General features: G+C 46.1%; 35 protein-coding genes. 32 read left to right on the forward strand and 3 right to left on the reverse strand.

The features are described 5' to 3' along the window. Positions 1–170 precede the first annotated feature (170 nt). Positions 171–659, reverse strand: a complete 489-nt coding sequence (locus PN447_RS10775) for an NAD(P)H-quinone oxidoreductase subunit N (protein ID WP_271763008.1) — start codon at positions 657–659, stop codon at positions 171–173. Positions 660–1,433: 774 nt separating this feature from the next. Next, positions 1,434–1,577 carry a hypothetical protein gene (locus tag PN447_RS10780; protein WP_271763009.1) on the reverse strand — a complete coding sequence of 48 codons (144 nt, stop codon included), beginning with the start codon at positions 1,575–1,577 and terminating at the stop codon, positions 1,434–1,436. Positions 1,578–1,674: 97 nt separating this feature from the next. On the opposite strand from PN447_RS10780, the gene rplC reads away from it, so the two are divergent. The 31 genes from rplC to prfA all read left to right on the forward strand — a co-directional run bounded on the left by rplC (position 1,675) and on the right by prfA (position 19,039). Next, positions 1,675–2,310, forward strand: coding sequence for a 50S ribosomal protein L3 (rplC, locus tag PN447_RS10785; RefSeq protein WP_271763012.1), 636 nt, complete (start codon positions 1,675–1,677; stop codon positions 2,308–2,310). Positions 2,311–2,362: 52 nt separating this feature from the next. Then, positions 2,363–3,001 (forward strand): 50S ribosomal protein L4, encoded by a 639-nt coding sequence (rplD, locus tag PN447_RS10790; protein WP_271732227.1) that lies wholly within the window; start codon positions 2,363–2,365, stop codon positions 2,999–3,001. Then, complete coding sequence (locus PN447_RS10795; RefSeq protein WP_271732225.1) at positions 2,994–3,308, forward strand: 50S ribosomal protein L23; 315 nt, start codon at positions 2,994–2,996, stop codon at positions 3,306–3,308. The genes rplD and PN447_RS10795 overlap by 8 nt, the downstream gene beginning before the upstream one ends. Before the next feature lie 6 nt (positions 3,309–3,314). Further along, the gene (gene rplB, locus PN447_RS10800) at positions 3,315–4,178 is read left to right on the forward strand and encodes a 50S ribosomal protein L2 (RefSeq protein ID WP_271763014.1); all 864 of its coding nucleotides are present in this window, start codon (positions 3,315–3,317) and stop codon (positions 4,176–4,178) included. 29 nt (positions 4,179–4,207) lie between these two features. Next, positions 4,208–4,486, forward strand: coding sequence for a 30S ribosomal protein S19 (rpsS, locus tag PN447_RS10805; RefSeq protein WP_271732222.1), 279 nt, complete (start codon positions 4,208–4,210; stop codon positions 4,484–4,486). A 38-nt stretch (positions 4,487–4,524) separates the two neighbouring features. Continuing rightward, positions 4,525–4,884, forward strand: a complete 360-nt coding sequence (gene rplV / locus PN447_RS10810) for a 50S ribosomal protein L22 (RefSeq protein ID WP_271732220.1) — start codon at positions 4,525–4,527, stop codon at positions 4,882–4,884. A gap of 75 nt (positions 4,885–4,959) precedes the next feature. Then, positions 4,960–5,715 carry a 30S ribosomal protein S3 gene (gene rpsC / locus PN447_RS10815; protein WP_271763015.1) on the forward strand — a complete coding sequence of 252 codons (756 nt, stop codon included), beginning with the start codon at positions 4,960–4,962 and terminating at the stop codon, positions 5,713–5,715. A 3-nt stretch (positions 5,716–5,718) separates the two neighbouring features. Continuing rightward, on the forward strand, positions 5,719–6,144 hold the full coding sequence (gene rplP, locus PN447_RS10820) for a 50S ribosomal protein L16 (RefSeq protein WP_271732217.1): 426 nt from the start codon (positions 5,719–5,721) through the stop codon (positions 6,142–6,144). Positions 6,145–6,147: 3 nt separating this feature from the next. Beyond that, positions 6,148–6,369 (forward strand): 50S ribosomal protein L29, encoded by a 222-nt coding sequence (gene rpmC, locus PN447_RS10825; RefSeq protein WP_271732216.1) that lies wholly within the window; start codon positions 6,148–6,150, stop codon positions 6,367–6,369. A 13-nt stretch (positions 6,370–6,382) separates the two neighbouring features. After that, on the forward strand, positions 6,383–6,634 hold the full coding sequence (gene rpsQ / locus PN447_RS10830; protein WP_271763016.1) for a 30S ribosomal protein S17: 252 nt from the start codon (positions 6,383–6,385) through the stop codon (positions 6,632–6,634). Between the two features lie 41 nt (positions 6,635–6,675). Next, positions 6,676–7,044 (forward strand): 50S ribosomal protein L14, encoded by a 369-nt coding sequence (gene rplN, locus PN447_RS10835; RefSeq protein ID WP_271732213.1) that lies wholly within the window; start codon positions 6,676–6,678, stop codon positions 7,042–7,044. Beyond that, the gene (gene rplX, locus PN447_RS10840) at positions 7,044–7,397 is read left to right on the forward strand and encodes a 50S ribosomal protein L24 (protein ID WP_271732212.1); all 354 of its coding nucleotides are present in this window, start codon (positions 7,044–7,046) and stop codon (positions 7,395–7,397) included. The genes rplN and rplX overlap by 1 nt, the downstream gene beginning before the upstream one ends. A 90-nt stretch (positions 7,398–7,487) precedes the next feature. Next, on the forward strand, positions 7,488–8,036 hold the full coding sequence (gene rplE / locus PN447_RS10845) for a 50S ribosomal protein L5 (protein WP_271732211.1): 549 nt from the start codon (positions 7,488–7,490) through the stop codon (positions 8,034–8,036). Positions 8,037–8,056: 20 nt separating this feature from the next. Beyond that, the gene (rpsH, locus tag PN447_RS10850; RefSeq protein ID WP_200989445.1) at positions 8,057–8,458 is read left to right on the forward strand and encodes a 30S ribosomal protein S8; all 402 of its coding nucleotides are present in this window, start codon (positions 8,057–8,059) and stop codon (positions 8,456–8,458) included. A 44-nt stretch (positions 8,459–8,502) separates the two neighbouring features. Continuing rightward, the gene (gene rplF / locus PN447_RS10855; protein ID WP_271763018.1) at positions 8,503–9,051 is read left to right on the forward strand and encodes a 50S ribosomal protein L6; all 549 of its coding nucleotides are present in this window, start codon (positions 8,503–8,505) and stop codon (positions 9,049–9,051) included. 2 nt (positions 9,052–9,053) lie between these two features. Then, positions 9,054–9,416, forward strand: a complete 363-nt coding sequence (gene rplR, locus PN447_RS10860) for a 50S ribosomal protein L18 (RefSeq protein WP_271732209.1) — start codon at positions 9,054–9,056, stop codon at positions 9,414–9,416. Positions 9,417–9,446: 30 nt separating this feature from the next. Continuing rightward, positions 9,447–9,971 (forward strand): 30S ribosomal protein S5, encoded by a 525-nt coding sequence (gene rpsE, locus PN447_RS10865; RefSeq protein WP_271732207.1) that lies wholly within the window; start codon positions 9,447–9,449, stop codon positions 9,969–9,971. Positions 9,972–10,064: 93 nt separating this feature from the next. Beyond that, entirely contained in the window at positions 10,065–10,508 is a 444-nt protein-coding gene (rplO, locus tag PN447_RS10870) for a 50S ribosomal protein L15 (protein ID WP_271763019.1), read from the forward strand. Between the two features lie 73 nt (positions 10,509–10,581). Further along, a complete protein-coding gene (gene secY, locus PN447_RS10875) occupies positions 10,582–11,895 on the forward strand; it encodes a preprotein translocase subunit SecY (RefSeq protein ID WP_271763020.1) in 1,314 nt (437 codons plus the stop codon). After that, a complete protein-coding gene (locus tag PN447_RS10880; RefSeq protein ID WP_271763021.1) occupies positions 11,895–12,449 on the forward strand; it encodes an adenylate kinase in 555 nt (184 codons plus the stop codon). Before secY ends, PN447_RS10880 begins: the two co-directional genes overlap by 1 nt. Positions 12,450–12,652: 203 nt before the next feature. Further along, positions 12,653–12,877 carry a translation initiation factor IF-1 gene (infA, locus tag PN447_RS10885; protein ID WP_006196724.1) on the forward strand — a complete coding sequence of 75 codons (225 nt, stop codon included), beginning with the start codon at positions 12,653–12,655 and terminating at the stop codon, positions 12,875–12,877. Positions 12,878–12,993: 116 nt separating this feature from the next. Next, entirely contained in the window at positions 12,994–13,107 is a 114-nt protein-coding gene (gene rpmJ, locus PN447_RS10890; RefSeq protein WP_006196723.1) for a 50S ribosomal protein L36, read from the forward strand. A 113-nt stretch (positions 13,108–13,220) separates the two neighbouring features. Next, positions 13,221–13,601 carry a 30S ribosomal protein S13 gene (rpsM, locus tag PN447_RS10895; protein WP_271732201.1) on the forward strand — a complete coding sequence of 127 codons (381 nt, stop codon included), beginning with the start codon at positions 13,221–13,223 and terminating at the stop codon, positions 13,599–13,601. Between the two features lie 54 nt (positions 13,602–13,655). Continuing rightward, positions 13,656–14,051 carry a 30S ribosomal protein S11 gene (gene rpsK, locus PN447_RS10900; RefSeq protein ID WP_271732200.1) on the forward strand — a complete coding sequence of 132 codons (396 nt, stop codon included), beginning with the start codon at positions 13,656–13,658 and terminating at the stop codon, positions 14,049–14,051. 289 nt (positions 14,052–14,340) lie between these two features. Beyond that, the gene (locus tag PN447_RS10905; RefSeq protein ID WP_271763024.1) at positions 14,341–15,288 is read left to right on the forward strand and encodes a DNA-directed RNA polymerase subunit alpha; all 948 of its coding nucleotides are present in this window, start codon (positions 14,341–14,343) and stop codon (positions 15,286–15,288) included. 27 nt (positions 15,289–15,315) lie between these two features. Then, complete coding sequence (gene rplQ / locus PN447_RS10910; RefSeq protein WP_271763025.1) at positions 15,316–15,666, forward strand: 50S ribosomal protein L17; 351 nt, start codon at positions 15,316–15,318, stop codon at positions 15,664–15,666. 52 nt (positions 15,667–15,718) lie between these two features. Beyond that, entirely contained in the window at positions 15,719–16,609 is an 891-nt protein-coding gene (truA, locus tag PN447_RS10915) for a tRNA pseudouridine(38-40) synthase TruA (protein WP_271763026.1), read from the forward strand. Between the two features lie 12 nt (positions 16,610–16,621). Beyond that, positions 16,622–17,077, forward strand: a complete 456-nt coding sequence (gene rplM, locus PN447_RS10920) for a 50S ribosomal protein L13 (protein ID WP_271763028.1) — start codon at positions 16,622–16,624, stop codon at positions 17,075–17,077. Continuing rightward, positions 17,077–17,493: a 30S ribosomal protein S9 gene (gene rpsI, locus PN447_RS10925; RefSeq protein ID WP_271763030.1), complete on the forward strand. Its 417-nt coding sequence runs from the start codon at positions 17,077–17,079 to the stop codon at positions 17,491–17,493. Before rplM ends, rpsI begins: the two co-directional genes overlap by 1 nt. A 107-nt stretch (positions 17,494–17,600) precedes the next feature. After that, positions 17,601–17,843, forward strand: coding sequence for a 50S ribosomal protein L31 (gene rpmE, locus PN447_RS10930; protein ID WP_271732189.1), 243 nt, complete (start codon positions 17,601–17,603; stop codon positions 17,841–17,843). A gap of 98 nt (positions 17,844–17,941) precedes the next feature. After that, on the forward strand, positions 17,942–19,039 hold the full coding sequence (prfA, locus tag PN447_RS10935; RefSeq protein ID WP_271763031.1) for a peptide chain release factor 1: 1,098 nt from the start codon (positions 17,942–17,944) through the stop codon (positions 19,037–19,039). Between the two features lie 10 nt (positions 19,040–19,049). Here prfA and PN447_RS10940 read toward each other — a convergent pair whose 3' ends face one another. Beyond that, the gene (locus tag PN447_RS10940) at positions 19,050–19,496 is read right to left on the reverse strand and encodes a hypothetical protein (protein WP_271763034.1); all 447 of its coding nucleotides are present in this window, start codon (positions 19,494–19,496) and stop codon (positions 19,050–19,052) included. A 162-nt stretch (positions 19,497–19,658) separates the two neighbouring features. Between PN447_RS10940 and PN447_RS10945 the strand changes: the two genes are divergently transcribed. Continuing rightward, entirely contained in the window at positions 19,659–20,009 is a 351-nt protein-coding gene (locus PN447_RS10945) for a helix-turn-helix domain-containing protein (protein WP_271763037.1), read from the forward strand. Positions 20,010–20,391 lie beyond the last annotated feature (382 nt).

Genomic DNA, 20,391 nt, shown 5'->3' on the forward strand with positions numbered 1-20,391 from the left:
TCTGATTACCTTCAGTACTGAGAAAGTAGGGAGTTAGCTCAACTGGCCTCCCTTTGACAGTATGACGATTCTTAATTGTAGTTCTGTTTTGCGATCGCCTTGGGCACAGGGCGGAGCGACATCGCCACTGGAAATTTAGCAAGTTTCCAGCGACGATATGGTTCCCTTGATTAGACAGCTTGATAACTAGCAGAGTATGTGTCTTTGAGAGGTTGCCAACGGAAGGCACGCGCCCCCCCTCTCTCTACTACTACTTTTACTCTGGGTTCCAAGCTAGGTAAGGTGGCTAAAAACTCAACTTCCTGATCTGCGAGAATATTCCCTTCAATGATCCACAACACCAGCCCCTTTGAATTTAGTGGTAGCTGTTCTAGATTGTAGGTAACAATCGGTGGAATATAATATACATAACCTACCGCAGCACCACTACTAGAGCTTTTTTTACCCAGATGAGGTGGTCTGACTCCATGAACTCCTGTGAGATAGGCAGCCACGTCGCCCAACCCTCTGGCGGTAATATGAAGATCGACATAGCCAGTAGCCCTCAGTCGGCGGCGATATCGACCTTCAAAACCTCCTTCCAAAGGTACGTAAACACCAAGGGAACCAAATTTTTCCAGATCGCGAATGAAAGCGTTGCCAGTGGTAATCAGTGCCATAAATTTTCTTTCGTCTTATCCCACTCAGATATCTCTATTATTCACCCTGAAGCAGGATTAGGTTCAAGTATTCAGGACATCACCTGTAATCAAAAACTATTTTAAAGATTTCTCGACAAAAATCAATAGATGATTTATGATATTAGATTGTGACCTCCGAGCGTAAAAACTGACTGCTCAATTTTCTGTGGGATCTTAGATGTTTACCATCTCCGGGCAATAATAAACTTATCTTAAAGTTGTCAGAGACTGGTACACTAGAAAAACTCGCAGGTTAACAAAGAGTTAGAGGCTAAATAAACCCAGCCCATAAACGACTCTATACTACATTCACTCCTATATCCCTGAAAACCCAGGGAAAATCTTAAGCTGTAGTTTAAGATTAAAGTGTTGAGTGAAGCAGAAACTGAGGGGTAATGTTGGTTTAATAACATTGCAGCGAACTTAGTTCACGGATACTGAGCGGTAAAAAACCGCTTAAGTCCCACCACAGCAAGGCAGTAGCTTATAGGGCAAAGACCACTAACAGCACTGCTTCCAGAAAGTGCCTAGGTAATTGCTTGGACGAAAGCATTACTGCACAAAGTGCAAAGCTTAAAAGCATTGCTCTGAAATTCCAAGAGTTGTTTTTTTCGCCCAGAAAAAAAAGCTTGTGGCTGTTCTGGTGACCAAGTGAGGTAGTCCTAAGCCGACTATTTTATAGACAAAACTATACTTATGTTGACAAGAATTGACATAAGTGAGTTAAGAAAATCGCCCACTTGATATATAGTCCTACGATATCAAGTATTGAATTAAGACTATTGCCAAGGCGAAAACCAAGCAATGATAGCGGTAGTCTTTCTTGTAAATCTTAACTTGAGAAATATCGCGTCTGGCTAAGGCGTGCAAGTCTACACCAGGGATAACCGCTCCCATGCTCCCGTTGAAGTAGAAAGTAAAGTCTAGCTTTGTCTAGGTTTTATATAGCAGTCCGATTCCAACACCAGCAAGTATATAAGGAGAACCAGTTACTGTGTCTGTAGGTATTCTCGGCACCAAGCTGGGCATGACCCAAGTTTTCGACGAAGATGGAGTATCAATTCCAGTCACCGTCGTTCAAGCGGGGCCATGCACTGTTACACAAGTTAAAACAAAACAGACCGACGGTTACAGCGCCATCCAAGTTGGTTATGGTGAAGTCAAACCCAAGGCGTTGAATAGACCTCTGCTGGGTCACTTGGCAAAATCATCTGCTCCAGCTTTACGTCATTTAAACGAATATCTCACAGATAGCGCTAGTGATTATACTTTAGGTCAAGAACTTAAGGCGGATATTTTTACTGAAGGTCAAATTGTCGATGTAGTCGGTATCAGTATCGGTCGCGGTTTTGCGGGTAACCAAAAGCGTAACAACTTTGGCCGCGGACCGATGTCACACGGTTCTAAAAACCATAGAGCGCCAGGTTCCATTGGCGCTGGTACAACCCCTGGTCGTGTTTATCCCGGTAAACGGATGGCAGGACGTTTGGGTGGTAGTCGGGTGACAATTCGCAAGTTGACCGTGGTGCGAGTAGACCCGGAACGCAACTTACTATTAATTAAAGGAGCCATTCCTGGTAAGCCGGGGTCCTTAGTGAATATTCTGCCTACAAAGAAAGTTGGTAAGTAGTCATTACTCATGAACTAAAGAAAAAAGGCAAAAAACACAAAAGGACATAAAAATGGTGGAAAGCATAGTTAAAAATTGGCAAGGAGAACAGGTCGGCCAGACTACCTTTGAGTTACGGGTTGCTCAAGAATCAACGGCCTCTCATATTGTGCATCGAGCCTTGGTAAGACAAATGACTAACTCTCGCCAAGGGACTGCGAGTACAAAAACTCGTTCCGAAGTTAGAGGCGGCGGTCGTAAACCTTGGCGACAAAAGGGAACAGGTCGCGCCCGTGCTGGGTCTATTCGTTCTCCACTGTGGCGTGGTGGTGGTGTGATCTTTGGACCGAAACCCAGAGATTTTAACCTGAAATTAAACCGCAAAGAACGGCGTTTAGCACTGCGAACCGCTTTTGTAGGTCGTGGGGACGATTTGATTGTGGTTGAAGATTTTAACAACGAGTTATCCCGCCCCAAAACTAAGGAGTTAGTCTCAGCACTAGCTCGTTGGGGAGCAGCACCTGAAAGTAAGGCATTGTTAATTTTGCCGGAGATTCAAAAGGCGGATAATGTTTATTTATCAGCCCGGAATATCGAAAATTTAAAGGTAATTGCAGCAGACCAACTTAATGTTTACGACTTGCTGCACGCTGATAAAATTGTCGTCACTGCATCAGCTTTAGCCAAAATTCAGGAGGTCTATAGTGCCTAAGTTTGACCCCCGCAATCTTCCCGACTTAGTGCGTCGCCCCATTGTGACTGAAAAGGCGACTATCCTCATGGAGCAAAATAAATATACTTTTGAAGTAGCTCCCAAGGCTAGCAAACCACAAATTAAGGCGGCGATTGAAGACCTATTTCAGGTAAAGATAGTCAAAATTAATACCATGATGCCACCACGTAAACAGCGTCGTGTTGGTAAATTTATTGGTTACAAGCCCCAATATAAGCGAGCTATCGTCACTGTAGCCCCTGGGGACGAAGAGAAAGTTAGACAAGTTCTATTCCCAGAGGTATAAAATAAAATGGGTACTCGTTCTTATCGCCCTTATACCCCTAGTACGCGCCAAGTTACTGTATCCGACTTTGCGGAAATTACTAAGTCAAAGCCGGAAAAATCATTAACAGAATACGTACATCGCCCTAAGGGTCGTAATAATCAAGGGCGGATCACTAGCCGTCGTCGGGGTGGCGGACACAAGCAACTTTACCGGATTATCGACTTTAAAAGGGATAAACGTAATATTGTCGCCGAAGTCATAGCCATTGAATACGACCCCAATCGGAATGCTCGCATCGCTCTGGTTTTATATGAAGACGGGGAAAAGCGTTATATTCTTCACCCCAATAAGTTATCAGTGGGTGCGAAAATTATCGCCGGTCCTGACTCTCCCTTTGAGGATGGTAACGCTTTACCACTGTCTAATATCCCCCTGGGTACTAGTGTCCATAATGTGGAACTGACACCGGGGAAAGGCGGGCAAATTGTCCGTGCGGCTGGTGCTAATGCCCAAGTGGTGGCTAAAGAAGGTAACTATGTCACTCTCAAGCTACCTTCCGGGGAAGTGCGGATGATTCGGAAGGAATGCTACGCGACAATTGGACAGGTAGGTAACACCGATGCGCGAAATCTCAGCGCAGGTAAGGCGGGACGGAATCGGTGGAAGGGTCGCCGTCCTAAGGTTAGAGGTAGTGTGATGAACCCGGTAGACCACCCACATGGTGGTGGTGAGGGGAGAGCTCCTATTGGTAGACCAGGCCCTGTAACACCTTGGGGTAAACCTACTTTAGGGGCAAAAACTCGCAAGCCTAAGAAAGCTAGCAGCAAACTGATCGTGCGTCGCCGTCGGAAATCTTCTAAACGTGGACGTGGTGGCCGTCAGTCATAATCTCAAGTCAAACATCCAAAGTCGAAATTATGGGTCGTTCTCTAAAAAAAGGTCCTTTTGTAGCGGATCACTTGCTGAGTAAGCTGGAAAAGCTCAACGCTAAAAACGAAAAACAAGTTATTAAAACTTGGTCGAGAGCTTCGACAATTTTGCCGTTGATGATAGGTCATACCATCGCTGTTCATAACGGACGTCAACACGTTCCGGTTTTTGTGAATGAGCAAATGGTAGGACACAAGTTGGGAGAGTTCGCCCCCACACGTACCTACAGAGGTCATGGGAAGAGTGATAAAAAAGCAGGGAGATAGTTATTAGTCATTGTGACTAATGACTTAAGGAGAAAATTATGGCTATTGATACTACTGAAGTAAAGGCGATCGCTCGTTATATCCGCATGTCTCCCTACAAGGTGCGTCGTGTCCTTGACCAAATTCGGGGGCGATCCTACCGAGAAGCACTAATTGTATTGGAATTCATGCCCTATCGAGCCTGTGAACCAGTATTGAAACTTCTCAGAAGTGCAGCGGCTAATGCCGAGCATAATGCTGGTTTAGACCGGACGCAACTGGTAATTACTCAAGCCTATGCTAATCAAGGTCCAGTGCTAAAACGGTTTCAACCAAGAGCTCAGGGGCGAGCTTACCAAATTCGCAAGCCAACGTGTCATATCACTGTCGCTGTGGCCGCTGATGCTACTGCTAAATGAAATACTCCGTCTTTCACCGATGGAGTCCAGACACGAAAAACTGCGTAAAGTAAGAAATTCTTAGAGGAAGCATTTGTGGGACAGAAAATTCATCCAGTTGGTTTTCGCCTGGGTATTACACGAGAGCATCAATCCCGTTGGTTTGCAGTTCCTGAACGCTATCCAGAACTTTTACAAGAAGACCACAAACTTCGGAAATACATAGAACAAAAGCTGGGTAGATTGGCTCAAAACAATGCCGGAATTTCCGAGGTGCGGATTGAGCGCAAAGCCGACCAAATTGATTTGGAAGTACACACGGCTAGACCAGGTGTAGTTGTCGGCCGCGGTGGACAAGGTATTGAATCACTGCGGGTAGGACTACAAGAAATGCTCGGCAGTAATCGTCAAATTCGGATTAATGTAGTCGAAGTCCAAAAAGTTGATGCAGACGCAGCTTTGATTGCGGAATACATTGCTCAACAGCTGGAACGGCGGGTTTCTTTTCGGCGGGTGGTACGCCAAGCTATTCAGCGCGCCCAACGTGCTGGTGTTCAAGGCATTAAAATTCAAGTCAGCGGTCGCCTCAACGGTGCAGAAATTGCTCGGACAGAGTGGACTCGTGAGGGAAGAGTGCCTTTACATACCCTCCGGGCTGATATTCACTACTCTTACTGCACAGCTAAAACAATTTACGGGATTCTGGGGATTAAAGTATGGGTGTTTAAGGGAGAAATTATCCCGGGACAGGAAGAAACCACCGCTCCATCCACCCCACGCGATCGCGAACCACGTCGTCGTCAACAACAACGCCGTCGTCAGCAATTTGAAGACCGATCTAATGAAGGATGAAGCATGTTAAGTCCTAGAAGAACTAAATTCCGCAAACAACAGCGCGGACGGATGCAAGGCCTAGCTAGCCGCGGCTGTAACCTTAACTTCGGTGATTTTGGCCTCCAAGCTCAAGAGCCATCTTGGATTACCTCCCGCCAAATTGAGGCCTCCCGTCGGGCAATGACTCGTTATATCCGTCGGGGTGGTAAAATCTGGATCCGGATTTTTCCGGATAAACCTATCACTATGCGTCCGGCAGAAACCCGGATGGGTTCAGGAAAAGGTTCTCCAGAGTTTTGGGTGGCGGTAGTTAAGCCAGGACGCATTATGTTTGAAATCGCTGGAGTTTCCGAGGAAATCGCCCGCGAAGCTATGCGTTTGGCTGCCAATAAGCTGCCAATTAAAACTAAATTTATTGTGCGTTCTCAACCACAGGAGCAGGAGTAGGTTATGCCTCTTCCCAAGATTTCGGAAGCTAGAGAATTAAGTGATGAACAACTGGTCTCGGAAATTGTCTCTGTTAAAAAACAACTGTTTCAGTTACGGTTGCAAAAAGCTACAAGACAATTAGAAAAGCCTCATGAGTTCCGACACGCCCGCCACCGCCTCGCCCAGTTGCTCACTGTGGAAACTCAGCGCCAACAGGCTACAAGTCAATCGACTACAGAATAAAAACTAGGAGATTATGGCAATCAAAGAACGAGTCGGCGTGGTAGTAAGCGACAAAATGCAAAAAACTGTGGTAGTCGCTGTGGAAAACCGCTCTCCCCACCCTAAGTATGGCAAAATTGTCGTGCAAACCCGCCGGTATAAGGTTCACGACGAAAATAGTCAGTGCAAGGTGGGCGATCGCGTCCGGATTCAAGAAACTAGACCTTTGAGTAAGACCAAACGCTGGCAAGTCAAAGATATCTTGAATACTAAAACTACAGCATAATAATTGTTACAGTAATCTAAACTCCAAAAGGGAGATTAATTGTGATTCAACCCCAGACCTACCTCACTGTGGCAGATAATAGCGGTGCCAAAAAAATTATGTGCATCCGTGTATTAGGTGCAGGCAACAGGCGTTATGGTTTCATCGGCGACAAGATTATCGCCGTTGTTAAAGATGCCATCCCCAACATGGCTGTGAAAAAATCCGATGTCATACAAGCAGTGATTGTCCGTACCCGTCATAACATCCGCCGGGATAGTGGTATGACTATTCGCTTTGATGATAACGCCGCGGTGATCATCAACAAGGACGGCAATCCCAGAGGTACACGGGTCTTTGGACCGGTAGCTCGGGAATTACGCGATAAAAGCTTCACCAAAATCGTTTCTCTGGCTCCGGAGGTGCTGTAATGGCAAACCCCAAGGAAAAAGCCAAAGTATTTCATAAAATGCACGTCAAAACTGGCGACACTGTCCAAGTAATTGCCGGTAAGGACAAAGGCAAAGTTGGTGAAGTGGTCAAAGCACTACCCCAACTGAGTAAAGTCCTGATTAAAGGTGTCAATATCAAGACTAAGCACGTCAAACCCCAGCAAGAAGGAGAATCAGGTCGCATCGTCACTCAGGAATTTCCTATCCATAGTTCCAATGTCATGCTCTATTCTACTAAGCAAAACGTTACAAGTCGTGTTTGCTACACCTTTACAGCAGAAGGTAAAAAGGTGAGAATGCTCAAAAAAACAGGTGAAATTCTCGATAAATAAAGAGAATCACTGCTGTTTTTCTACCAGAAGAAACCCATCAGCAATTCACAAGGCCTCCCTGACAAAGCCCAGGGATACAGATAAATAACTATGGCAACACCAAGACTCAAAGGTTTATATCAAGAAACCATCGTCCCTAAACTGATGAATCAGTTTCAGTACACTAACGTTCATCAAGTACCGAAGTTAGTGAAAATTACTGTTAACCGCGGTTTGGGGGAAGCGGCTCAAAATGCCAAGGCGCTAGAAGCGTCTTTAAATGAAATTGCCCTGATTACTGGTCAAAAACCAGTGGTGACTCGGGCGAAAAAGGCGATCGCCGGCTTTAAAATTCGTCAGGGTATGCCTGTTGGCATTATGGTAACCCTCAGAAGCGAACGGATGTACGCTTTTCTTGACCGATTAGTTAGCTTATCACTGCCCAGAATTAGAGACTTTCGCGGCATCAGTCCTAAAAGCTTCGATGGTCGCGGTAACTACACCATGGGTGTTAGAGAACAGCTAATTTTTCCAGAGGTCGAGTACGACAGTATCGATCAAATCCGTGGGATGGATATTTCCATCATCACAACGGCGAAAAACGACGAAGAGGGTCGCGCCTTACTTAAAGAAATGGGAATGCCCTTTCGCGATCAATAAGTTCATCTAAAGAGGGAACGATGGCAGCTAACGATACAGTTGCAGATATGCTCACGCGCATCCGCAATGCCAACCTGGCAAGGCATCAAACTACACAAGTGCCAGCCACAAAAATGACTCGTAGTATTGCCAAGGTACTACAAGAGGAAGGCTTTGTTGCTGAAGTTGTAGAAGCAGGAGAAGGGATTAAACGCAATTTGGTGATTTCACTCAAATATAAGGGTAAAAACCGTCAGCCTTTAATTACCGCTTTGAAACGAGTCAGTAAACCGGGTTTGCGCGTTTACTCCAATAGAAAAGAATTACCCCGGGTACTAGGTGGCATCGGCATTGCCATTATTTCTACATCCAGTGGCATTATGACTGACCGCGAAGCCCGTCGTCAGAGCCTGGGTGGTGAAGTACTTTGCTATGTTTGGTAGTCATTACCCCCAGGGTCAGGACTGAAGATAAAGGACCAAGAATCATGTCTCGTATTGGTAAACGTCCAATTACTATTCCCGCCAAAGTGGAAGTGACAATTGATGGTAGCCAAGTTTTAGTGAAAGGACCCAAAGGCCAACTTTCACGGACATTGCCTACTAATGTCGTTGTCTCCCAAGAAGGACAAACATTAAATGTCACCCGTCGCGATGACACACGTACGTCTCGGCAAATGCACGGTTTAAGCCGTACCCTAGTGGCTAACATGGTGGAGGGAGTCTCCCAAGGTTTTCAGCGTCGTCTGGAAATTCAAGGTGTGGGTTACCGGGCACAAGTTCAAGGACGTAACCTAGTCCTGAATATTGGCTACAGCCATCAAGTGCAGATTGACCCCCCTGAAGGAGTTCAGTTTGCTGTAGAAAATAACACTAACGTCATCGTCAGTGGTTACGATAAGGAAATAGTAGGTAATACAGCCGCCAAAATTCGTGCTGTTCGCCCCCCAGAACCCTACAAAGGTAAAGGGATTCGTTATGCCGGTGAAGCCGTCAGACGCAAAGCTGGTAAGACTGGTAAGAGTGGTAAGAAATAACAATGAAACTTACTCGTAGAGAATCAAAACAGCGTCGTCATCGCCGCGTTCGTGGTAAAGTTCACGGAACCCAAGAACGTCCACGTTTAGCCGTGTTTCGTTCCAATGAACATATTTACGCTCAAGTAATTGATGACACCAAGCATCACACCTTAGTAGCAGCCTCCACCGTCGAACCAGAGTTGAAATCGAATTTGGCTACAGGTGCTACTTGTGAGGCATCAGCCCAAGTCGGCAAATTGGTAGCAGTGCGATTGTTGGAAAAAGGAATCACCAAAGTAGTCTTTGATCGCGGTGGCAACTTATATCATGGTCGTGTCAAAGCCCTAGCTGATGCAGCACGCGAAGCTGGTTTAGATTTCTAATGACAACTGACTAATAGAGAGCATTTGATTATGGCAACTGGTCGTCGTAAGGCTAACCGCACAAAAAAAGAAGAAACTAACTGGCAAGAGCGAGTCATCCAAATCCGCCGGGTGAGCAAGGTCGTTAAGGGAGGTAAAAAACTCAGCTTCCGCGCCATCGTCGTCGTCGGTAATGAACGTGGCCAAGTCGGTGTCGGAGTCGGCAAAGCTTCAGATGTCATTGGCGCTGTCAAAAAAGGCGTGGCCGATGGCAAAAAACACCTGATTGACATTCCTATGACTAAATCTAACTCCATCCCCCATCCTATTGATGGTGTGGGTGGCGGTGCTAAGGTGATGATGCGCCCAGCAGCACCCGGTACCGGGGTAATTGCTGGTGGTGCTGTGCGGACTGTACTGGAATTGGCAGGAGTTCGTAACATCTTGGCCAAGCAACTTGGTTCCAATAACCCCCTCAACAATGCTAGAGCCGCAGTGAATGCCTTATCTACACTCCGTACTTTTTCTGAAGTAGCCGAAGATCGCGGTATTCCTATTGAAAAACTCTACATTTAGAATGGTTAACGGTTAATGGCTTGCTGACAGTTTAAGCAAGCCCTCAACATTGATCGGTCAATAGTGAAGCTCTAAAAAATAACTAATTACATCATGAGACTCAACGATGTTAAGCCCCAAAAAGGTTCAAAAAAACGCCGCCGTCGTGTAGCTAGAGGTATTTCCGCTGGTCAAGGCGCTAGCGCTGGGTTGGGTATGAGAGGTCAAAAATCTCGTTCCGGTAGCAGTACCAGACCAGGTTTTGAAGGTGGTCAGCAACCATTGTACCGCCGCTTACCTAAGCTTAAGGGCTTTCCGATTGTGAATCGGAAAATTTACACTACGATTAATGTAGATAAGCTCGCTTCTCTTCCTGCTAATACAGAAGTAACTTTAACTTCTCTCAAAGCTGCGGGAATTATCACTGCTGCTAAAGGCCCATTGAAAATCTTGGGCAACGGTGAATTGAATGTATCCCTCAAGGTACAAGCAGCAGCTTTTACAGGACAAGCTCGTAGCAAAATTGAGGCGGCTGGTGGTAGCTGTGAAGTGGTATAAGGGAATACATTATTCCCTAGCTTCCATCTCTAGATCGCTGCCAGCCCCCGGTTCACTATAGAGGTAGCATTCTATGATCAGTCGAGAAAAAGCCCCAACGGCTCAAGAAACTTTTATGCAGATGGCCCAAGCAGCCGGACTCAGAGGTAGGCTGCTTGTCACCGTCGGTATTTTAATTTTGGTTCGCCTGGGTATATTTTTGCCGGTACCTGGTCTTGATAGAGCCAGGTTCGCCGCAGCTATATCTAGCAACAATGCCGTATTCGGTTTATTGGATATCTTTTCTGGACGGGGACTTTCCACTTTGGGCATCTTTGCCTTGGGGATATTACCTTTTATCAATGCCTCCATTATTATCCAATTACTCACCGCGGCAATTCCATCTTTAGAAAATTTACAGAAAAACGAAGGTGAGCAAGGCCGCCGGAAAATTTCCCAAATTACACGCTATGTCACGGTAGTTTGGGCAACTATTCAGAGTGTCGCTTTTTCGGCATTGTTCCTCCAGCAATTTGCTTTGAATCCCGGGCTTTTGTTTGTCGCAGAAACAGCCATCGCTCTCACGGCTGGTTCTATGTTTGTTATGTGGGCATCAGAACTGATTACAGAACGCGGACTTGGTAATGGAGCATCATTGTTGATTTTTGTCAATATTGTCGCTTCGTTACCAAAGGCTTTAGGCGATACCATTGACTTGGTACAAGTTGGCGGTAGAGAAACTGTCGGACGCGTTATTGTCCTAGTTCTGGTATTCCTGGCTACTATTGTGGGGATTGTTTTCGTTCAGGAAGGTATCCGCCGCATCCCCATTATTTCCGCCCGTCGTCAAGTCGGTCGTCGAGTATTGGCAGAGCAGCGTAGTTATTTACCCCTGCGGCTCAATTCCGGGGGGGTAATGCCGATTATTTTTGCAGCCGCAATTCTTAGTCTGCCACTTTTAATCGCTAATTTCACCAGAAATCCTGACATAGCTAACATTGTCAACACTTATCTCAATCCTGGGGGTTCCGGGGCTTGGGTTTATGCTCTGGTCTACTTGGTGTCAATTATTTTCTTCAGTTATTTCTACTCTTCTTTGATTGTTAATCCAGTTGATGTGGCTCAGAATTTGAAGAAAATGGGATCTAGTATTCCCGGTATTCGTCCCGGTAAGGCTACCAGTGAGTATCTTGAGCGTGTGATTAATCGACTGACTTTTTTAGGGGCGATATTTTTGGGATTTGTCGCTATTATTCCCACGGCTGTGGAAAGTGCTCTAGGAGTCCCTACTTTTCGAGGTTTGGGTGCTACCTCTTTGCTAATTCTGGTAGGTGTGGCAATTGATACGGCTAAACAAGTCCAAACTTACGTGATATCTCAGCGTTATGAAGGAATGGTGAAACAATAGTGACGCGATTAATTTTCTTGGGACCACCTGGCTCTGGTAAGGGTACTCAATCTCAAGTTTTGGCGGCAGACTTGAATATTCCCCACATTTCTACTGGGGATATATTAAGGCACGCTATGCAAGAGCAAACTCCTTTGGGAATTAAGGCTCAAGGTTATGTCAATCGGGGCGATTTAGTACCCGACCAGTTGGTCCAGGACTTGGTGCAGGAGCGCTTTGTCCAACCGGATGTCAAGTCTGGTTGGATTCTTGATGGGTTTCCCCGCAAGGTCACACAAGCGGTTTTTCTCGAGCAGTTGCTCGCACAAACTCATCAGGGTGACCAGCGGGTTGTTAATCTTGATGCTCCGGATGATGTGGTGGTCGCACGGTTACTCGCTAGAGGACGAAAAGATGATACCGAGGAGGTAATTCGTCACCGTTTAGATGTTTACCGCACTCAAACAGCACCATTGATTGACTATTATCGCGATCGCCAAAAATTAGTCACGGTCAATGGCCATCAGTCCCAAGAAGAAGTCACTGAGCAATTGCGCCACATGGTCACTTCATAGCCTGAGCAGTGGGGGGAAATCACCACTCACTCCCCCGCCAGGACGCGATTCGTCGCGTCTCTCGCCCCTATGGCTAAGATGCTAGACAATTTTAGCTAAGATATATTAATAAACTATTGATATATTTCTCAAAATATGTTCTTTTGCAGACCCAGTGCTGCAACTGTATCAATAGGAGATTGTTGAATTGAGGAAAAAACAAATTGTCTAAGCAAGATTTGATTGAAATGGAAGGCACTGTCACTGAATCCCTCCCCAATGCGATGTTTCGTGTTGACTTGGATAATGGATTTAATGTCTTGGCACACATTTCCGGTAAGATTCGCCGTAATTACATCAAGATTTTACCTGGCGATCGCGTCAAAGTTGAGTTAACTCCCTACGACCTTTCAAAAGGCAGAATCACCTATAGACTGCGGAAGAAATAGCTATACCTCCAAAATCTTACCATAAAACCATCTTTTTGGGTTATCCCCCATTAATTAACTGAATTAAATTCCCTAAAAATGCTATAATTTACTATTTGGAGTCAATTAGAAAAGGCATGAAAGTTCGAGCCTCAGTCAAGAAAATGTGTGAAAAATGCAACGTGATCCGCCGTCGCGGTCGCGTGATGGTGATTTGCGTCAATCCCAAACACAAACAACGCCAAGGCTAACACTCTCACACATCAAGGAGTGAAAATACAGATTAATCACCATAAAAAACGACAAAGTTAATTAATTAAGTCTTTGTCATAGCAACTGCGATAACCATAGGGAGAAAATAATTGTGGCACGTATTTCCGGGGTAGACCTTCCACGTGATAAGCGCGTTGAAGTTGGTCTGACTTATATTTACGGCATTGGGTTAACAAGGTCTCTGGAAATTTTAGCCGCTACAGGTGTAAATCCAGATACCCGTGTTAAAGACCTAAGTGATGCTGAAGTGGCAGCCCTGCGCGGCGAAATAGAAAGCAACTATCAAGTAGAAGGTGACTTGCGGCGCTTAGAAGCCATGAACATCAAGCGCTTGATTGATATTGGTTGCTACCGCGGTCGTCGCCACCGCATGGGCTTACCAGTCAGAGGTCAAAGAACTCGCACTAATGCTAGAACCCGCAGGGGGAGAAGGCAGACAGTGGCCGGTAAGAAGAAGGCTCCAGGCAAATAAACCTTTAACCCCGGCAGATCAAAGCAAGTTGTACCTAGGATTAACTAAAAAAATATGGCAAGACAACCAACGAAAAAAGGCGGCAGCAAAAAGCAAAAGCGCAACGTACCCAATGGCATGGCCTACATCCAGTCTACTTTCAACAATAGCATTGTCACCATTACAGATCAAAATGGCGACGTGATTTCCTGGGCTAGTGCTGGCTCTAGCGGTTTTAAGGGAGCCAAAAAAGGAACCCCCTTTGCAGCACAAACAGCAGCGGAAAGTGCAGCCCGTAGGGCTATAGACCAAGGAATGCGGCAAATTGAAGTCATGGTTAGTGGACCGGGAGCAGGGAGAGAAACCGCCATTCGCGCCATCCAAGGAGCCGGACTAGAAATTACCCTGATTCGGGACATCACCCCCATTCCTCACAATGGTTGCCGTCCGCCCAAGCGCCGCCGAGTTTAAATAATATTTAGTGTCCAAACTGTTTCTCAAACCCTACCCCCAACCCCAGCGGTGCCAGGGAGGAGTCCACTGTGAAGCAAGTCAGCTCTTCCTGACGGGAGGGGCTGCTAAAGTTCAGAGCACCCAAAATAAATAATCATCTCCCCATAGATAGGGCGAGGATACCATACTGCCACTTTTTAACGGCAGTTAAATCTACCTGGCTCCACAAAGCTAGGGAAGGAAAACTAAATTCAACGAGGCAATTGATTTGCCTGCTAGCAGCACCTTAAAGAAGGGAGGCTAATCCGTGGCGCAGTTTCAAATTGAATGTGTAGAGTCTAATACAGAGGAAAGTCGGAGCCATTATAGTAAATTTGTGCTGGAACCTCTAGAGCGTGGTCAAGGAACAACAGTTGGCAACGCGCTGCGGCGGGTTTTACTGTCGAATCTAGAGGGGACAGCAGTTACAGCAGTGAGAATTGCCGGTGTAACCCACGAGTTTGCCACAGTTCCCGGTGTGCGGGAAGACGTGCTGGAAATCCTCATGAAAATGAAGGAAGTAATCCTCAGAAGCTACTCATCTCAACCCCAGATTGGCAGATTACTTGTTAATGGTCCAGCAACAGTCACTGTGGCACATTTTGATTTGCCCAGCGAAGTAGAAGTCATAGACCCCACCCAGTACGTCGCTACCCTAGCAGAGGGTGGCAAACTGGAAATGGAATTTCGCATTGAGAAAGGAAAAGGTTATCGCACAGTAGAGCGAGGGCGCGAAGAAGCCACCTCCTTAGACTTTCTGCAAATTGACTCGGTATTTATGCCAGTGCGGAAAGTTAACTATAGTGTAGAAGAAGCTCGTGGGGATAGCTCAATTACCAAAGACCGCTTGCTGTTAGAAGTTTGGACAAATGGCAGTATCTCGCCCCAAGAAGCACTATCCTCAGCAGCTGGTATTCTAGTAGAGCTATTCAATCCATTGAAAGATATCTCACTAGAGCCCACAGAAACAGGCGCTGAAGTCCCAGAAGATCCCACCGCCCAAATTCCCATTGAAGAACTGCAACTTTCTGTACGGGCTTATAACTGTCTCAAACGCGCACAAGTCAACTCCGTGGCAGACCTGTTGGATTTCACCCAAGAAGACCTGTTAGAAATTAAAAACTTCGGTCAAAAATCAGCAGAAGAGGTAGTGGAAGCTTTACAGCGCCGTTTAGGCATTACCCTGTCCCCAGAAAGAGGCTCTAAACACAGTTAGTTAAACCCAAATTTTTACTCATTTATTATGCGTCATCGTTGTCGAGTCAAAAAACTCAGTAAACCAGCCGACCAGCGGCGCGCCCTGTTGCGATCGCTATCCACAGAGCTGATCCGTCATGGTCGCATCACCACAACTTTAATCCGCGCTAAAGTTGTTCGCAGCGAAGTAGATAAAATGATTACCCTAGCCAAAGACGGCTCCTTAGCAGCACGTCGGGAAGCCCTGGGGTACATCTACGACAAGCAACTAGTTCATGCTTTATTTGAGCAAGCCCCAACTCGGTACGGTAATCGCAACGGGGGTTATACCCGCATCCTGCATACCGTTAACCGCCGGGGAGATCAGGCGCAAATGGCAATCATCGAGCTAGTCTAGTTCATTAGTCATTGGTCATGGGTCAGATACCAGACCAACAGACAAAACCTGTATGTTAGAAAGCCAACCGGTTCCTACGCCAACCCATCGAGTCGCCTTAGTAATTCAATACTTAGGCACTCATTTTCACGGCTGGCAAAGACAAAAGCAGCATCGTACAGTTCAAGAAGAAATCGAAACAGCGATCGCTCAGGTACAAGGGTTTCATGTCACCCTCCATGGTGCCGGGCGAACCGATGCGGGAGTCCATGCAGCTGCCCAAGTAGCCCATTTTGAAGCCACAGGATTCATCCCACCCCACAAGTGGGCATCAATCCTCAACAGCTACCTGCCCCAAGATATACTCATTAGGGCTGCAGCGAGTGTAGATCATCATTGGCACGCCCGATTTAGTGCCGCATATCGGCGGTATCGCTATACGATATATACTGAAGCTCGGCCCAACTTGTTCGTTGGACCCTTCAGTTGGCATTATTATTATGCACCCCTGGATGAATGCTTAATCCAAGCTGCCCTCGCACCGCTGATAGGGAAACATCATTTAGCCGCGTTTCACCGAGCCGGTTCCAAGCGCCAGCATTCCTGGGTAGAAGTGCAAGCCGCAGAATGTCATCGCAGTGGGCCATTTATTCATATTGAAATTCAGGCCAATGGATTTTTGTATGGCATGGTACGGCTGTTAGTAGGGATGCTAGCACAAGTAGGCTCCGGCAAGCTGACACTGGCTAGCTTTACCGAAGTCTGGAAAACAGAGAGCCGGGAAAAAGTCAAACACGCCGCCCCTCCCCAGGGTTTGTGTTTATTAAGAGTTGGCTACCCAGAGTTCCCCTTTACCCCGGATATTTGGTATGAAACCCAGCCCAAATTGGTGTTTCCCACAAATATTCCCCTAGAATATCCCCTAACAGATCACCTTGATCTCAATTCCACACCACTCTCATAAAACAAAACTATCATGACCACAAAAACATACCTTCCTCCTCAAGCATCCCTTGAGCGTGAGTGGTACGTAGTAGATGCCACCGATAAACGCCTCGGCCGCCTGGCTAGCGAAATCGCCATGATTCTCAGAGGCAAAAACAAACCCCAATTCACCCCCCACATGGACACCGGTGACTTTGTTATTGTTGTTAATGCTGAAAAAGTAGCAGTCACAGGGAAAAAGCGCAGCCAAAAACTTTACCGTCGCCATTCCGGCCGCCCCGGGGGGATGAAAACAGAAACCTTTGCCAAACTGCAACAGCGCCTACCAGAACGCATTGTAGAACACGCCGTTAAAGGTATGCTACCTAAAAATAGCCTGGGTAAGCAGTTGTTCACTAAACTCAAGGTTTACGCTGGTCCGACTCATCCCCATACCGCCCAAAAACCCAAAGAACTCACAATTAATACAATTCCCGGAGAAAATTAATGACAGTAGCACAAACTAATAGCGGTCGCGCCATGTACTGGGGTACCGGTCGTCGCAAGTCCGCAGTAGCACGGGTGAGATTGGTTCCCGGTGAAGGTAAATTGACTGTCAACGGTAAGGATGGAGAATTGTACTTTCAATTCAACGCCAATTACCTAGGAGTCATTAGAAATCCTCTAGAAACCCTGGGACTGGAAAACGAATATGACATTTTAGTCAAAGCTGAAGGCGGCGGACTCACAGGACAAGCTGATTCTATTCGTTTAGGTGTAGCTCGGGCCCTGTGTCAACTCGACCCAGATAACCGCCCACCTTTGAAAATCGAGGGCTACTTGACCCGCGACCCCCGGGCAAAGGAACGGAAAAAATATGGTTTACACAAAGCCCGGAAAGCACCTCAGTACTCCAAACGTTAAACACATCAATGGGAATTGGTCATTAGGGATAGCACACAATCTGCCCCAATTCCCCCGGATCAACTCTCCACTAAAAGTTATAATTAATATAGGTTAACGACAAAAACATGGCTAAATCTGATATTCATCCCCAATGGTATCCAGAGGCTAAAGTTTACTGTAACGGTCAAGTAGTGATGACCGTCGGGTCTACTAAGCCAGAATTACACGTAGATGTTTGGTCAGGAAATCACCCCTTTTACACCGGTACTCAGAAGCTGATTGATACCGAGGGTCGCGTAGAGCGCTTCTTGCGTAAATACGGCATGAGCACCACTAAATCCACCCAGAGCGATTCCCAAGAAAAGTAGCGCCTTGGCTGTGGCTGTTAACGACGACCCGGTAACTGCTGGGTCGCTTGTCATTTTTTGCCGAGCCTAGTTATTTTTAAGGAGCGATCGCATTCGTCATGGCTGAAACATACCTGTTAGAGAAACTCAAATCTGTTGAACAAACATTTCATGAATTAACCCGTCGTCTGGGTGACCCCGATACCGCCAAAAACCCAGATGAGTATCAAAAAATTGCCAAGTCTCGTTCTTCCCTAGAAGAAACAGTCAATACCTACGAAACTTGGAAAACTGCTACCACAGACTTAGTAGGGGCGCGTCAAGTCCTCAAAGAGTCCAACGGTGACCCAGAGTTGCAACAAATGGCATCCCTGGAAGTTAAGGAACTAGAAGCAAAACTCGAACACCTAGAAACTCGCCTCAAGGTTTTACTCTTACCCCGCGACCCTAACGATGATAAAAATATCATGTTGGAAATTCGCGCCGGTACCGGCGGCGATGAAGCCAGTATCTGGGCGGGTGATTTACTGCGTATGTACTCCCGCTATGCCGACCTCCAAGGCTGGAGAGTCAAACTCGTCAGCGAATCCCTCGGTGAAATGGGGGGCTTCAAAGAAGTTATCCTGGAAATTCAGGGCGATAGCGTTTACAGTCAGCTGAAATTTGAAGCGGGAGTCCATCGTGTACAGCGTGTACCAGCTACAGAAGCTGGAGGACGGGTTCACACCTCCACCGCCACCGTCGCTATTATGCCAGAAGTGGATGATGTGGAAATTCACATTGATCCCAAAGATATTGAACTCACCACCGCTCGTTCTGGTGGTGCTGGGGGACAAAACGTTAACAAGGTAGAAACCGCAGCCGACCTGTACCACAAACCCACTGGTATCCGTATTTTCTGCACAGAAGAACGTAGTCAATTGCAAAACAAAGAACGGGCGATGCAAATCCTCCGGGCTAAACTGTACGAAATTAAGTTACGGGAGCAGCAAGAAGCTGTCACTTCCATGCGGCGATCTCAAGTTGGTACAGGATCACGCTCCGAGAAAATCCGTACTTACAACTATAAAGATAACCGTGTTACCGACCACCGCCTAGGACAGAACTACTCACTTAATCCCGTCTTGGAAGGTGAATTAGAGATACTCATTCAATCTTGTATCTCTCAAGACCAGCAAGAACGCCTGGCAGAGTTAGCAAATGCTACCTCTAACTAACTTTTAGCCGTTAACTCTCATGGAAAACCGCTATTTCTAATGTAGCTCTTAACGCATACAAGCGGTTTTCTAAGGCAGTTCTGAGTGCCTTTTCCATTTCCGCCAGATACTCGTAATACACAAATTCGTAGCGCATAGTCTGATTTAACCGCCGCCATTCCAGGAGGTTATCACAGGACTCAATTAACCTCTCCACAGTGGTTTGCCAACGGGTAAAAATCCGATAGCTGAAAAAGCTACTGCACACGTTCCCCTTAGCATCCCAGAAGGAAATACACACCTGATGCTTGAGATAACGGATTTTCTTGACCTCCTTCACCTCACAGCCCTTGTGTTTCAGCGCTTCCTTAACTTCTGCGTGTGAAATCTTCCATTCATGGGGTTTGATATTCTTCGCTGCGATCAGGTTACTACCTGGGCGGCGATACTTTTTAACTCGGCGTAGACTGCGGAACATATGCACCCTTCTACTTGATTTGATCAGGTTATATATTTATCTTGCAGTTAAACTTAAAAATAACAATTCTAAATTAAGAGTATCATTGCTCACGAAAATTGTAAATGTCTAAATCAATAAAATATGTAAACTGGTAAGTGTAGTCAAAGAAATATTATAGTAGTGGACTTAGCAGCTAGACAAAAACTCATAGAAGTAGTAAAAATGGCTCGTGGCCCCATGAGTCAGAGGGGTTTTGGTAAACTCCTTGGTGTTTCTGCTACTGCAGTGCAACTGTGGGAAAAAGGAGAATCGATCCCAGACACAGAGAACTTAGCCAACATCGCCAACAAAGCCGGCTACACCATGGAAGAACTGCTCCATTATATTGGTGTCAAGCCCATGCCACAATCAACAGATGTAACCCAGATGGTAAAGCAGATTAAAACCATGCCATTAAATGAAGTAGCCATCATTGGTAGAACCGTCATGGAAAGACTAGCAGCAGCAGCAGAAGCTGGGGATCATTCCTAAAACCCAAACACCTTAGGAACCTTTGGGTTTAAGAGGATGTTGGAAAACTTATGAATAATGTATAAAATATTGTTTTACCCCACCCTAACCCTCCCCTTGTAAGGGGAGGGGACTTGATTTTATTGTGATACCCACAGATACCCGACTTCTAGCTAAGTTATGGTAGGTTATCTCTGATTATGTGAGAAGTCGGGGATCTAGTAGACTTCTAGCTAAGTTATGGTAGGTTATCTCTGATTATGTGAGAAGTCGGGGATCTAGTAGACTTCTAGCTAAATTATCCCAGGGTATTTCTCATTATGTGAGAAGTCGGGGATCTAAACTTACCCAAAGTGGATTAATGTATAACATGGTAATTAATCACACCACTTAGGGTATATCC

The sequence above is a fragment of the Anabaena sp. CS-542/02 genome (genome assembly GCF_028331085.1).
GTDB classification, from domain to species: Bacteria; Cyanobacteriota; Cyanobacteriia; order Cyanobacteriales; family Nostocaceae; genus Anabaenopsis; species Anabaenopsis arnoldii.

Bases quoted from the DNA above. Each gene is read 5' to 3' on its own strand.
- rpsE (WP_271732207.1), top strand. From the start codon at position 9,447: ATGGCAACTGGTCGTCGTAAGGCTAACCGCACAAAAAAAGAAGAAACT.
- prfA (WP_271763031.1), top strand. From the start codon at position 17,942: ATGGCTGAAACATACCTGTTAGAGAAACTCAAATCTGTTGAACAAACA.
- secY (WP_271763020.1), top strand. From the start codon at position 10,582: ATGATCAGTCGAGAAAAAGCCCCAACGGCTCAAGAAACTTTTATGCAG.
- rplM (WP_271763028.1), top strand. From the start codon at position 16,622: ATGACCACAAAAACATACCTTCCTCCTCAAGCATCCCTTGAGCGTGAG.
- rplR (WP_271732209.1), top strand. From the start codon at position 9,054: ATGAAACTTACTCGTAGAGAATCAAAACAGCGTCGTCATCGCCGCGTT.
- rplQ (WP_271763025.1), top strand. From the start codon at position 15,316: ATGCGTCATCGTTGTCGAGTCAAAAAACTCAGTAAACCAGCCGACCAG.
- rpsS (WP_271732222.1), top strand. From the start codon at position 4,208: ATGGGTCGTTCTCTAAAAAAAGGTCCTTTTGTAGCGGATCACTTGCTG.
- PN447_RS10940 (WP_271763034.1), bottom strand. From the start codon at position 19,496: ATGTTCCGCAGTCTACGCCGAGTTAAAAAGTATCGCCGCCCAGGTAGT.
- rplE (WP_271732211.1), top strand. From the start codon at position 7,488: ATGGCAACACCAAGACTCAAAGGTTTATATCAAGAAACCATCGTCCCT.
- rplD (WP_271732227.1), top strand. From the start codon at position 2,363: ATGGTGGAAAGCATAGTTAAAAATTGGCAAGGAGAACAGGTCGGCCAG.
- rplP (WP_271732217.1), top strand. From the start codon at position 5,719: ATGTTAAGTCCTAGAAGAACTAAATTCCGCAAACAACAGCGCGGACGG.
- truA (WP_271763026.1), top strand. From the start codon at position 15,719: ATGTTAGAAAGCCAACCGGTTCCTACGCCAACCCATCGAGTCGCCTTA.
- rplB (WP_271763014.1), top strand. From the start codon at position 3,315: ATGGGTACTCGTTCTTATCGCCCTTATACCCCTAGTACGCGCCAAGTT.
- rpmC (WP_271732216.1), top strand. From the start codon at position 6,148: ATGCCTCTTCCCAAGATTTCGGAAGCTAGAGAATTAAGTGATGAACAA.
- PN447_RS10775 (WP_271763008.1), bottom strand. From the start codon at position 659: ATGGCACTGATTACCACTGGCAACGCTTTCATTCGCGATCTGGAAAAA.
- rplF (WP_271763018.1), top strand. From the start codon at position 8,503: ATGTCTCGTATTGGTAAACGTCCAATTACTATTCCCGCCAAAGTGGAA.
- rpmJ (WP_006196723.1), top strand. From the start codon at position 12,994: ATGAAAGTTCGAGCCTCAGTCAAGAAAATGTGTGAAAAATGCAACGTG.
- rpsQ (WP_271763016.1), top strand. From the start codon at position 6,383: ATGGCAATCAAAGAACGAGTCGGCGTGGTAGTAAGCGACAAAATGCAA.
- rplV (WP_271732220.1), top strand. From the start codon at position 4,525: ATGGCTATTGATACTACTGAAGTAAAGGCGATCGCTCGTTATATCCGC.
- rplX (WP_271732212.1), top strand. From the start codon at position 7,044: ATGGCAAACCCCAAGGAAAAAGCCAAAGTATTTCATAAAATGCACGTC.
- rpmE (WP_271732189.1), top strand. From the start codon at position 17,601: ATGGCTAAATCTGATATTCATCCCCAATGGTATCCAGAGGCTAAAGTT.
- PN447_RS10780 (WP_271763009.1), bottom strand. From the start codon at position 1,577: ATGGGAGCGGTTATCCCTGGTGTAGACTTGCACGCCTTAGCCAGACGC.
- rplO (WP_271763019.1), top strand. From the start codon at position 10,065: ATGAGACTCAACGATGTTAAGCCCCAAAAAGGTTCAAAAAAACGCCGC.
- rpsK (WP_271732200.1), top strand. From the start codon at position 13,656: ATGGCAAGACAACCAACGAAAAAAGGCGGCAGCAAAAAGCAAAAGCGC.
- rpsI (WP_271763030.1), top strand. From the start codon at position 17,077: ATGACAGTAGCACAAACTAATAGCGGTCGCGCCATGTACTGGGGTACC.
- rpsH (WP_200989445.1), top strand. From the start codon at position 8,057: ATGGCAGCTAACGATACAGTTGCAGATATGCTCACGCGCATCCGCAAT.